This window comes from Psychrobacter sp. CX90 (assembly GCF_057396305.2).
Genome location: NZ_CM182008.1, coordinates 2694202 through 2706474, shown reverse-complemented (window position 1 = coordinate 2706474; position 12273 = coordinate 2694202). Strand labels below are relative to the sequence as shown.

Annotated in this window: 8 protein-coding genes; 6 read left to right on the top strand and 2 right to left on the bottom strand. The window is 36.7% G+C overall.

Annotation, left to right across the window (positions count from 1 at the left end):
- Positions 1–2 precede the first annotated feature (2 nt).
- From AC2SLN_RS10755 to AC2SLN_RS10745, 3 genes are read left to right on the top strand one after another with little or no spacing between them, the layout of a single operon-like run.
- Positions 3–1685: an AAA family ATPase gene (locus AC2SLN_RS10755; protein ID WP_486549474.1), complete on the top strand. Its 1683-nt coding sequence runs from the start codon at positions 3–5 to the stop codon at positions 1683–1685.
- 1 nt (position 1686) lies between these two features.
- Positions 1687–3243 carry a TnsD family Tn7-like transposition protein gene (locus AC2SLN_RS10750; protein WP_486549475.1) on the top strand — a complete coding sequence of 519 codons (1557 nt, stop codon included), beginning with the start codon at positions 1687–1689 and terminating at the stop codon, positions 3241–3243.
- The gene (locus AC2SLN_RS10745) at positions 3240–4805 is read left to right on the top strand and encodes a Tn7-like element transposition protein TnsE (protein WP_486549476.1); all 1566 of its coding nucleotides are present in this window, start codon (positions 3240–3242) and stop codon (positions 4803–4805) included. The genes AC2SLN_RS10750 and AC2SLN_RS10745 overlap by 4 nt, the downstream gene beginning before the upstream one ends.
- A gap of 85 nt (positions 4806–4890) precedes the next feature.
- Here AC2SLN_RS10745 and AC2SLN_RS10740 read toward each other — a convergent pair whose 3' ends face one another.
- Together AC2SLN_RS10740 and AC2SLN_RS10735 are read right to left on the bottom strand one after the other, a co-directional pair.
- Positions 4891–5214, bottom strand: coding sequence for a hypothetical protein (locus tag AC2SLN_RS10740; RefSeq protein ID WP_486549477.1), 324 nt, complete (start codon positions 5212–5214; stop codon positions 4891–4893).
- Between the two features lie 579 nt (positions 5215–5793).
- The gene (locus tag AC2SLN_RS10735) at positions 5794–6183 is read right to left on the bottom strand and encodes a TIR domain-containing protein (protein WP_486549478.1); all 390 of its coding nucleotides are present in this window, start codon (positions 6181–6183) and stop codon (positions 5794–5796) included.
- Between the two features lie 433 nt (positions 6184–6616).
- On the opposite strand from AC2SLN_RS10735, the gene AC2SLN_RS10730 reads away from it, so the two are divergent.
- The 3 genes from AC2SLN_RS10730 (at position 6617) to AC2SLN_RS10720 (ending at position 12162) form a co-directional block, all read left to right on the top strand.
- The gene (locus AC2SLN_RS10730) at positions 6617–7009 is read left to right on the top strand and encodes a hypothetical protein (RefSeq protein ID WP_486549479.1); all 393 of its coding nucleotides are present in this window, start codon (positions 6617–6619) and stop codon (positions 7007–7009) included.
- A gap of 165 nt (positions 7010–7174) precedes the next feature.
- Positions 7175–9148: a site-specific DNA-methyltransferase gene (locus tag AC2SLN_RS10725; RefSeq protein WP_486549480.1), complete on the top strand. Its 1974-nt coding sequence runs from the start codon at positions 7175–7177 to the stop codon at positions 9146–9148.
- 62 nt (positions 9149–9210) lie between these two features.
- Positions 9211–12162, top strand: coding sequence for a type III restriction-modification system endonuclease (locus tag AC2SLN_RS10720; protein ID WP_486549481.1), 2952 nt, complete (start codon positions 9211–9213; stop codon positions 12160–12162).
- Positions 12163–12273 lie beyond the last annotated feature (111 nt).

The following is a 12273-nucleotide window of genomic DNA, read 5'->3' as shown; positions in this document are numbered from 1 at the left end:
CAATGATAGTTAATGCAGTTTATAAGGAAAGTTTTGGCAGCTATAAAGGCAATCCTTTTATCGAAGCGTTGCCTGAGATATTAGAGCCAAGACAGGTCGTTAAAAGTATCAAAAGTAAAATTAATTTTAATCAATCTGACCGTCAAGCTTCATCTTCTGTTCGAGCACATTTAATTTCTCAAATGATGGGGCAGTTTTTTTACCCTATCACTAGGCACATTGACCTTGAGAAAAAATTATCCATCATGATTCGACAAGGGTATGTTGGGCGTAACCTCAAGGATGGTTCATTAAATGCTCGACTTCAAAATGGTTATGAGCGTTTGATGTCTGGTAAAGATGATGTCATTGAGTTCCCTCAAGTAAATTCGACAGCGCTTAGTTTAGCGTTTATAGGTTGCTCGGGTAGTGGTAAGACGACCACTCTCAATAAGATTTTATCTACTTATCCTCAAGTTATTTATCACCCTAAATTTAATTTTACTCAAATTGTTTATTTAAGGGTAGATTGTCCTCACGACGGATCTCTTAAAAGCCTTTGCCTTCACTTCTTTAGAGCAATTGACCAAGCGTTAGATTCTAATTATGAACAAAAGTATGCGTTGAAGCGCCATAGTGTCGAAACTTTGCTTAATTTAATGCGTCAAATATCTAATCATCATGCTATAGGTCTATTGGTGATAGACGAGATACAGCACCTGAGTGTTAATAAATCTGGTGGTGCTGAAAAAATGCTGAATTTTTTTGTGACACTAGTTAATACAGTAGGTCTACCCGTAGTTATGGTTGGCACACCAAAAGCAAGATTTATTTTTGAAGGAGATTTTAGATCCGCTCGTCGTGGTGCTGGATTTGGTTCAGTTTTTTGGGAACAGTTAGCTAAAGAGAGTAACTTTACGCAAGATGATGGGACTTTACGTAAATCTGAATGGAATAGACTTACAGATCATTTATGGAAGTATCAGTGGTTAAAACAAGCCGATATTACGTTATCTGAAGATATAAGAGAGCGTTGGTATGAATTATCTCAAGGGGTTTTAGATATTGTCGTTAAACTTTTCGTTCTTGCTCAGCTAAGAGCTATAGATTCAGGATTAGAGCGTATTACCGCCAAACTACTGCAAACAACCTATGAAGAAGATTTAAAGCCTATTCATCCTATGATTGAGGCCTTACAGTCAGGTAGAGCTGACAGAATTGCTCAGTTTTCAGATCTAGTAGTACCAGATATTGATAAAAAGTTATTACAGCTTCAAAGTAAGCTGGATCAAAAAAGAGATGAGTTTGATGAAGTATCAGAATATCAAGGTCATGAGTTAAGTATTAGATTACATCGTATGCTGGTAGACCTAGGGCAGGACTCTCCTCTTTTGGTCCCCACAGTTAAAAAAGCTGTTGCTGAGCTACCAGATGCCACTATAGCTGATTTAATACCTATTATTTTAGACTGGCTGAAAGAAGCTAAGCTAGATTTAGATAATAACGAACCTAAGAGTGCTTCTAAGACGAAAGTATTTACTAAAAAGCGAAAGTCTATTAAGCAAAAGGATTGGCATAATTTAGATTCTGACGACCTGCGCTTTCAGTTCAGTCAAAGAGATGAAAGTGAAACGTTCTATGAGCATTTAAAAACTAACACATCATTAATTTTTGATGTTGACGATTGGTTACCTAAAGCAAGCTAATATGATTAATCTTCCCATGCCATATCCTGAAGAGCTAATCTATAGCACAGTTGCTAGGTATAAGGTTAGGGCTGGATTAATGAGCCCAAAACAGCTGTTAGATGACGTTTTTGAAGATAGATGTGTGGTTGCAACCGTTGACCTGCCTTGTCACTTGTCTAAGATTATCGGTCATTACCCTCAACATACATTTAACCTAGATCATATTGCCTATCAACATACTCTTTTTCCTTTGTACGCTCCGTTCATTCCCGAAAATAGAAGGCAGGAGTGTTTAAGATGGATGGCTGGGCATTCACAAGGTGCTATTCATTTGTCTATTGGTAGCAACGCATCTAGGCTTCCTTCCTTGAAGTACATTCGTTACTGTCCTCAATGTTTTAAGGAGCAATTTAAAGCTCATGGTGAGTGGTATTGGTCACGTATTTGGCAGGTCTCGGGATTAAATTGCTGTATCAAGCATGGCATTAGATTAAAGGATTCGTTAATTGAGTATAGACCAACTTCTCGACATGACTTTATTGCCCCCAATACTAGAAACTGTTTAGTGCATACCCAAGAGCATATTAGTGAAGATGATTTGTTTATTGCAGTGAAGGTAGCTGAGCTATTATCTCTTGGCGTACAAGTTTCTCCAAGCTTAGAGCAGTGGACTGCTTTTTATCGAAGTTTGGCTCGTTCTCATGACTGCATTAAAGGATCTCAACATATAGATCATCAGCGTATTTTAGAAAAGGTAAAGAAAAGATGGTCGTTAGAGTTCCTAGAGTCAAATAACTTAAGTAATCTTGAGAGTGAAACAGGTTGGCTTCGAGGTATTTTTCGTAAACATCGTAAGTCATTTAGTTATATCGAGCATATTGTCGCTATTACTTCTATGTTCGAAGATAAACCATGGACTTTTGCAGAGGTAATTACTCAAGTAAAAAATCAGCCACTTAAACAACTTCCAGGTAAAGAAAAAGCTAAAAGTATAGTTAAAGTTGATATGGGAGTTATTGAAGCAAACAGAGCTGATTGGTTAAGACTGATACAGAGCAAGAAGTCCTCTGTTAAAGAAGCCAGAAAAGTAAATCAAGCACTGTATGCATGGTTATATCGAAACGATAAGCAATGGCTTATGAATACTAACAAGATCTATCATAAGCCTCATATACCTAAAGGCTTTGTTGTTGACTGGCAAAGGCGAGATATTGAGTTAACAAAAGCTTTAATTAACCTATATAGGCAAACCTGCATCGATTTAACACTGCCTCGTAAATCAAAAAAATGGTGGATGCAACAAATTGGTGCGGTTTCGCTTATGGAAAAAAACTTGGACAAACTGCCTGTAGTATCAAAGTTTTTAGATCAATACAGTGAAGATGTTAGTGACTATCAGATTAGACGATTAATCCGTGTGCTAATTGATAGCCTATTAAATAAAGAAGCCTTACAGCGTTGGGAGGTATTGCGACTGGCTGGATTAAGTGATGAACGAATTACTTACGAATCTAGTCGATTTTTAGCAAAGGCTCATAATATTGTGAATAGACGAATTAGCAAGGTGAGTATATGAAAGTAAAAGGCTATCCAGAAGACGCTCAAATACGGTATATTGCCAATATTTTTAAATTTAAACATTTGAAATCATGGAACCTTGAACTTTGCATAAAAAGTGAAGATCAAGATCAGATATTACATACTCGGCTATCAAACTTACCAGCTATAGCAAAAAGAAGAATCATAAACCCTTCAGATGGGCAGTCTCGTAAAGGTGGTTATCCACTAATTTTGAAGGATATCTCTACTTTTGATTGGCAAGTAGGTATCGACTTAGAAAGTGGTGGTAATACCTTTGTGTTTGACTATGTCAGATCAGGTGAGCCAAGAGTCACCGTTCATATGCCTCAAATTGAATTTGCACGAGTTTTGTTTTTTCATAATGCTTATCTTGCCCAAAACTGCAGGGATCATGGGATATTGACTAGAGAGTTTAGGACTCAAGACACACAAGATGACTCAGTGTTAGTAAATGTATCGCCTGCAAGTTCTTTACCTCTAAAGGTATTCGAAAATGAAGGTCAAAGACGTTTATTAGCTTGGATATTGTTAGATGATAATGCTCGACATTCGTATGAAAGCATTGCTAAGCATTTTATAAATGACGTTAAAGATGATGAAGACAAGAAGGTATGGGTATTTCAGTTTGATCCTCCACAATTAGAGAATATATCTTTAGAGACCACAGGTTGGATGGATAAAAAGACGGGCAACTACCATGTCTATGAAATTATAGGTATTAGTAATATTCCCTCGTCTTTGACTAAAAAAGTACAGTTTTTTAGCGAGAGGTTTAAAGTTGGTACAGGAGGTGGAGGAAAAAGTAGCGGTTCTCAGCCAATTGATGCATCAGATGGGGATACTATTGACGATCAGCAAGACGCTGATGTAGATACTAAATCGAAAACGATAGACATTCCAAAAACATCTTTTAGTTTTGCCAGACCAGTAGAAACTCGAAAGGTTGTCAAAAAACGAGTGCCAGGAGCACAAGGAACAGAGGCTGAAGAGTATGATGAGTTAGTAGAGCTAGGTCTTAGCACAGATGAAGCCACAATTGACGGTACAGCATGCCAAGCTGACTTCTCTGGTCTTGATGATGACAGCGATGTTTTAGAGCTATATATGCAAAGATTTGAAGCCTTTAAGCTACTTATCAAGAAGTTATCAGAACAACCTAATATATATTGCATTGAGAAATTGCATTTTTTACCTGCTGTTGGACGTTCTCGGCTGCATAGAACAATAGATGGTAATAAGCGATCTGTACTTGAGGTTAGCGTTAAAACTGAATTATCTCAGTTTGTTATCTTAGAAATAGATACGACTGACAACTCTAAGTCAGTGTCAACTTTATTGATAGAGATTGAAGATGTTGATTTTTGGAATACTCATCTTGAAGAGGTATTAAAGATAATCGTTAAACAGTCACTACGCTGGCCAAAGGTCAGTTATTTAGAGAAATTTGGCACTGTGCGTACCTTGAACCATCCTCAAGGAATGTTAGAGCTAACAGAAGATGGTGATGACTTTATAAGTTGGCAACGTAGATTGTGCCAAGCTTTGGGTGTTATTTAGCACTATTATCACAGAGCCATAAACATAAAAAAGCCATCAAGACTAATCTTGATGGCTTTTCTACATTAAAATAATAAATTACGTGTTAAGCGGTAACATCACTTGGGTATCTGCTGTCATAGCGATTTAAAAAATCCTTAACAGACTCAAGCTGTTTATAGGCCTTTATCGTATCACCTTTCATGAAATACTCTTTAACATGAACTTGCTTGTTCTCTTTGGTCGTAGTATATAAAAATTTATCTTGAATATCCCAACCGTCAGAACGAAGCTCACAAAACCGTGCGCCTGAAGCGCAGGTATCAATTTCATGAAAAAGCTGTTTGTTACGCAATCTTGCACCTCGTAACAACCTATATAGAATATGCCCTTTGTGGGTTGAAACGCTTGGTACTTTCGTGTGGTTCATAATGAACTCCTTAAAATTAAAGTAAGGAGCATATAAACGCATATACAAAAATAATCACTTTTTTTTGGTGTTTACTTGAGTAAACATGTCAACATGTAGTAAAGTATAATTTCTCAGGTTATAAATCATTACGTACGGACATGAGCATCTACATGCTCGTTTTTTGTGCTTAGTGATTAAAAAAGAAAGAGGGCTATCAGAAATGGTAGCCCTCTTTTTTTGACCACTAATTATAGTATATCGTCTTTTTTCAATAAGTCCAACTAAAAATAGCTCAATTTGCAAAGAATTTACCTATTACAGGCGCTTAAATGGTTTTTTGGTGTTATACCACTATAAAAGAATAAAATGCGCTGTAGCCTGTTTTTGACACTCTATGACACTCTATGACACTCTATGACACTCTATGACACTCTATGACACTCTATGACACTCTATGACACTCTATGATATGCATTAAAAGACCTTATTAATGCTCTAAAAGAAACTAATTTCAATTACCCTTGTTATTAACAATTATTGAATAGCAATCCACCTATTCCAGCAAATAAATCAATTCAATTGACTTTTTTGACAGGTTTATCCTAAAGACTTTAAAAGTCTATCGCTATCTAAATCATATCCTGCTTCTCTAAGTTCCTTAGATAGAATCTGCTTCCAAGCCCCCCTTTCGTCTAGAGGGTTCCAAACAACACCACTGAAATCTGTTGGAATTTCCAAACTTCCTGACTTAAAAGCACACACTCTATTTCTACCAAGTTTGCCCATAAAGTAACCGAGCTCTAAAATGACATTTTGACGCACACGATACTGAAGATTATCTTCTTTTTTTGATTTACCCAAATCATTGGGAGTCAGCAATATAACGGCAAAACCTACATCCGAATAATGTTCTATTTTTTCAATGATTGTTTTATTCCCGCTCGCTTGTTCATGTAGGATAATTGCATCGAGCCCGTTTTTCTCCAAAAACGTGCAACTTTTACTTTTGCAAAGTCATCATGCCCATGAACTACAAATATTTTTTTATTCACTTGCTCAACCTTCCGACTGTTTGGTATTTTGAGCTGAGGCTCTGAATTACCTCTTGAAGCAACATAATCCTTATAATCACGCACAAAAGGTATAATCAGGCTTCTAACTAAATTATGTATACAAGATATTGTTTTGCCCCCACGGCTATGAAAGAAAAGGTAAGCAAAGTTCGAGGCAAAATCTAAGTCATCTCCAAGCTTTTGAATTAATAAAACTTTAACCCTAAGTCATAGCTTTTATTACCAGTCCATAGTAACTTGCTTGTACCTATCATTCCTTTTTTAGTCTCATAGCTAACCTTTAGAAACTTATCTACAAAGTTTATAATCATGCTATTTTATCAACCTACCTTTATCGAGTTAAAATTATGATTTTTAAAGATAGAAAATTTATAATTGCTTTAATGGTTTCTGTAACTACTTTATCAGGTTGTAGCAATACAATACCATCAAACCCACGTCCAACGCTCGAATCTGTAAAACCAGTATTTATAGAAGCAATAATTAAAGAAGGAACTACCACCAAGAGTGAAGTACGCTCAATTTTAGGACAGCCACAAGGGTTAGGTAAGTCTGTCTATGGAGATACTCAATTGATGTACAAGTTTAAAGATAGAACTAAGGTTGTTCATTTAAAGTATTTTGATAAAAGTGGTGACTTGTACGAATACAACTACGCTTATGATCCTAACGATAATATAAATGAGTTCTGGATCCTGGTAGATGAAAATGACGTGGTAAACGGTATTGAAACACTATAAGTTTAGATTTATATGAGAGTAAAGGCTGCTGTTTAGCAGCCTTTTTGTATTTTAAAGTTGTACGTCATAGACTTTTACTTTAACCAATTTATAAATTGCTACTATCTAGTTGCTTTGCAATAATATCTTTGGAACGATTTGAATTTAAACTTCTCAGGACTTACCATGACAGACATCCATACCGAAACACTGTTTGACGAAACCGAAACTGTGAACAGCAAACAAATCGCTGTTTTAAAGAAGTATTTCCCTCAGTGCTTTGATAAGCATGGCAATTTTCAGCCTGAAAAGATGATGGAAGTGGTAAAAGCGAATGAAGTGGAGATAGTCAAAGAGTCTTATAGCCTGAACTGGCTAGGTAAGTCTTACGCAAGGCTACTAACCAATCTGCCTCCACAAGGGCTGTTAAAGCCTGATACAGAGCATAATTCAGTGCCTCAGAATAGTGAGAGTGAGAATTTACTGATAAAAGGTGACAACCTTGAAGTGTTAAAGCATTTGGTTAATGGTTATCGTGAACAAATCAAGATGATATACATTGATCCGCCTTACAATACGGGGTCAGATGGGTTTGTATACCAAGATAACTTTAAATTTTCAGTGGATAATTTAAGCCGTCTTGCAGGTATTGATAAGTCTGAGGCAGAGCGTATCTTGAGCTTTACTGCTAAAGGTTCGAATAGTCATAGCGCTTGGCTGACCTTTATGTATCCAAGACTGTATATCGCTCGTGAGCTACTTAAAGAAGATGGTGTGATTGCTATATCAATAGATGAAAACGAGTTTTTCACTCTTAGAACAGTGATGAATGAAATTTTTGGTGAGAGCAATTATTGCGGAGAAATCGTTTGGAAGAACACATCAAAGAATGATCAAAAGTATATTTCTTTCCAGCACGAGTACATTCTCGTTTTTACAAAAAGTAAAGGCGTAAATAAAGGAGACTGGACTGAAAAAAAAGGTGGTTTAGATGAAATTTATAAGGCCTTTGATAAATTTCATAAACAATATGGCGATGATTGGAGCCAAATCCATAAAGAAGCGTTAGCTTGGTATAAGGAATTTCCGCAGTCCAGCCCAGTTTTTTCGAGTAAGCACTATAACTGGATGGACAAACGAGGAGTTTACTTTGCCTCTGATTTATCTGGACCTAATGATGGTCAATACGTATATGATGTAATACATCCTTTCACCCAACAACCTTGTAAGCAGCCATCAAGAGGTTGGTTCTGTCCTGAATCAAACATGCTAGAGCTTATAGAGCAAGACAGAGTCCATTTTGGGGAAGATCACACGAAAATACCGAACAATAAGACTTATCTGAAAGAAACTGAAAATCAAAGTTTAACTAGCTTGCGATTTACAGATAGCCGTGCTTCTTCGAAGAGGCTAAGTAAATTGATGGGCGGGAAAGTATTTACTAACCCTAAAGATGAGCTGCTTCTAGCTGAATTAATGAAAGCTTTTAAAGTTGCGAATGAAGATATAGTTTTAGATTTCTTTGCTGGTTCAGGGACAACTGCCCACTCAATCTGGCACTTGAATGAGAAAGAATCATCTAACTTAAAGTTTGTTCTTGTACAAATAAATGAGGAATTAAAGCAAAAATCAGAAGCATACAAAGCTGGGTATTTAAGTGTCTTTGATGTTACTAAGGAACGTTTAAATAGGACGGCTAAGATATTTAAAGAAGAAATGTCTAACGATGTTATGGATTTAGGCTTCAAAATTTTTGAAACCATTAATGATTTCCGTCCAAAGATAGACGATGATTTTGAAGTTGCTAATGAAAGCCTATTTGACGACATGGTGCTCAGTGATGAGCAATACCAAGCACTACTGACCACATGGATGTTATATGACAATAACCATCTAACCCAGCAAATTGAAGATATAGACTTACAGGGTTATAAAGCTCACTTAGTTGATAAGGGCTTATATCTAATTAACTCTGACTTCAGAACAGAAAACTTAAAGCAGCTGCTTGATAAGTTAGACACAGATAAAAGCTTTGCGCCAAATAGAATCATTGTTAATGGGTACAATTTCGATACCGCCATGCAAATGGAGTTAAATGAAGCAATTAAAAGCTATCAAAATAAAAAGTCGATCAGTATCAATATCATTGTTAGATACTAAGTTATGAAATAGCAGTATTTGATAGCAACCTTGACCCTTTAATTGAGCATACGAGAGATATCATGGCAGGCTTTAACTTTGAACCAAACTTACCACATCAAGAAAAAGCAATTATTGCACTGCTTAAGTCTTTTTCGAATGTGCAGTTTGACCCTTCAACCGACTATACCGTCAAACAATATATAAACCCCAAGATTAACTATAACCCGACTGTTCTAGCGAATGACATTGAGCAAGTGCAACAAGACAATGGCATCTTTGGTAAAGACAAGCGCAGTGACGACTTAGTGTTTGATATCTCAATGGAGACAGGTACAGGTAAGACCTACACCTATACCAAGACCATTTATAAGCTGAATGAAATTTATGGACTGTTTAAGTTTATCGTTGTCGTTCCGACCTTATCTATCAAGGCAGGTACGGTAAACTTTTTAAAAAGTGATGCACTTCGTGAGCACTTTCGTCATGACTTTCAGGGTGAGTTCCATGACAAGCAAATAGTAACTTATGTCGTAGAAAGTAAAAAAAAGAAAAAAGGCAGTAAGTCTTATATGCCTGAGTCTGTGACTCAGTTTGTTAATGCCAGTAATGGTGATAAAAGTAAGATCCATGTGCTTGTTATTAACCAAGGTATGATTAATTCACCGACGATTCAAGAAGAACGGTTTGATAGAACTTTGCTGGGTGAAAAGTACGATAAAGCGATAGACGCACTGGCAGGTATCAATCCTGTTGTTATTATTGATGAGCCTCATAAATTCCCTCAAAGTGGTAAAACGTGGCAAAGTATATCTAATCTGCAAGCACAGTTTACAATTCGCTATGGCGCTACTTTTAACGATGAGTACAAGAACCTGATTTATCATCTGACAGCCGTTGATGCCTTTAACCAAGATCTTGTGAAGGGTGTGACAGCTTATATTGAGACTATGTCAGGCAATGATAATGCCAAGTTAACGCTGAAGTCTTTAGATGGTACAGAGGCTGTATTTGAGCTCAGTGAAAATGGCGTTAAGATCCGTCATACATTAAGAGAGAATGACTCACTGTCTACTGTTCATTCAGCGATACACAGTTTAAATATTGAAAAGCTGAATAAAACAACGCTTGTACTCAGTAATGGTATCGAGCTTAAAAAAGACGAGAGCATCAACCCTTACTCTTATCATGAGTCTTTGCAAGACAGTATGATGCAAAAGGCCATTAAAGAGCACTTTAAACTTGAGCGAGACCTACTGACTCGTAACCCTAAGATTAAACCATTAACTTTGTTCTTTATTGATGATATCGAAGGCTACAGGGATGGTAATGAGTTAGCTGGTAGCTTGAAAACACGCTTTGAGGCTTGGGTATTGGCTGAGGCTAAATCTTATTTAGAGAAAGAAACAGATCCGTTTTACAAGCAGTATCTTGAACGAACGATTGCAGATGTCAGTCTGACTCACGGTGGCTACTTCTCAAAAGACAATACGGGTAATGATGAGAAGATTGAAGCTGAAATTAACGATATTTTGCATGATAAAGAGAGCTTATTGTCACTAGATAACCCTAGACGTTTTATCTTCTCGAAGTGGACATTACGAGAGGGTTGGGATAATCCAAACGTTTTCCAGATTTGTAAATTACGTTCCAGTGGTAGCAAGACCTCTAAGCTACAAGAGGTAGGCCGTGGACTACGCTTACCTGTGAATGAGCATATGGCCAGAGAGAAAACAGACGACTTTCGCCTAAATTATTATGTTGATTTTACCGAAAAAGACTTTGTTCAAGAGTTGACTCAAGAGATTAACGACACTTCCGTATCAGAAGTTGAACCAGAATTATTAACTAACGACTTAGTTGAACAAATTAAAGGCTTCTATGATGTTTCTAAAAGACAGCTTAGTAACCAGCTATATGATCAGAATCTAATCGATGATGATGAGAAGTTCTTAGAAGGTGGCTATCAAGCACTCAAAGACCTATATCCCAATGCTTTTGCTCAGAAGCTGAAAAAAGGTAAGGTTGTTAATAAGAGCAAAGGAGGTACGAAAGCTAAAACTAAAGTCAGAATTGGTAAGTATGAAGAGCTTAAGGAGTTATGGGAGCTTATTAACCAAAGAGCTATTTTAGAATATCAGTTTGATAGTGAAGATACATTTTATGAAAACTTGCTGATGGATTATCTCCAGCAAGAAGTAATGGCTGATAAATTTGATAAAACCGGCTTGGTAACTAAGGTATCTCAATTGTATGTTCATAATAACCAAGCTGGCCATCAAGACGTATATGGTGATGAAGAGAACTTCGTAAAAATCATCACTATGAGCTATGGAAGTTTTTTACGTCAACTATCTGAGAAAACTTATATTAAGTTACCGACTCTGCATAAAGCCTTTGTTAACCTAAAGCATATGCAGGACAGGGGTGAGAAAGGTTTAGATATTAGTAACTATCTGAATATTCAAACCATCCGTAAACTGGTAGATGGTATTAGATTGTATATCTTCCAAAATGCGATGCAAAAGTTTGAGATTGGCTACAATATTATCTCTAACCAAGTACACCCCACAAGCTATACAGATGCTAAGGGTGAGCCTTTAGCGGAGGTCAACTCTGGTCAGCTAGGTGTTCATTACGATGACGGCAAGCCGAGTGATGATTTTCTGTTTGAAGATGTGTTTTATGACTCTTCTTTAGAGATGCAAAATATCAAGGAGCAGATTAAACACGTTACCGTATTTAGTAAAATTCCTAAAAACTCGATTAGGATACCAATATCAGGGGGTGGCACGTACTCACCTGACTTTGCGTACGTTGTTGAGACTGAAGAGGGTAAAACATTAAATCTAATTATAGAGACCAAGGACACTAAGTCGTCTGATAACTTAAGAGCAGAAGAAAATCGCAAAATTAAGCACGCTGAACGGCTATTTAACCAGATGCAAGCCGATGGGCTGAGTGTGAGCTTTAGCACTCAGTTTCAGGATGACTTAGTTAAGGATATTATTCGGGATGCGTTGGATAGATGCTAAAACCTAACTATAAGTTTGGTTTATTTAGGTATATTTTGTTAAGGATGTTCACTCATACGCAAAACAAGTTATGAGATGTGTGCATTTTCATAACAATATTGAATAGCAATA

Excerpts from the sequence above, each read along its gene's own strand:
- AC2SLN_RS10755 (WP_486549474.1), top strand. The coding sequence starts at position 3 with ATGATAGTTAATGCAGTTTATAAGGAAAGTTTTGGCAGCTATAAAGGC.
- AC2SLN_RS10725 (WP_486549480.1), top strand. The coding sequence starts at position 7,175 with ATGACAGACATCCATACCGAAACACTGTTTGACGAAACCGAAACTGTG.
- AC2SLN_RS10750 (WP_486549475.1), top strand. The coding sequence starts at position 1,687 with ATGATTAATCTTCCCATGCCATATCCTGAAGAGCTAATCTATAGCACA.
- AC2SLN_RS10745 (WP_486549476.1), top strand. The coding sequence starts at position 3,240 with ATGAAAGTAAAAGGCTATCCAGAAGACGCTCAAATACGGTATATTGCC.
- AC2SLN_RS10730 (WP_486549479.1), top strand. The coding sequence starts at position 6,617 with ATGATTTTTAAAGATAGAAAATTTATAATTGCTTTAATGGTTTCTGTA.
- AC2SLN_RS10720 (WP_486549481.1), top strand. The coding sequence starts at position 9,211 with ATGGCAGGCTTTAACTTTGAACCAAACTTACCACATCAAGAAAAAGCA.
- AC2SLN_RS10740 (WP_486549477.1), bottom strand. The coding sequence starts at position 5,214 with ATGAACCACACGAAAGTACCAAGCGTTTCAACCCACAAAGGGCATATT.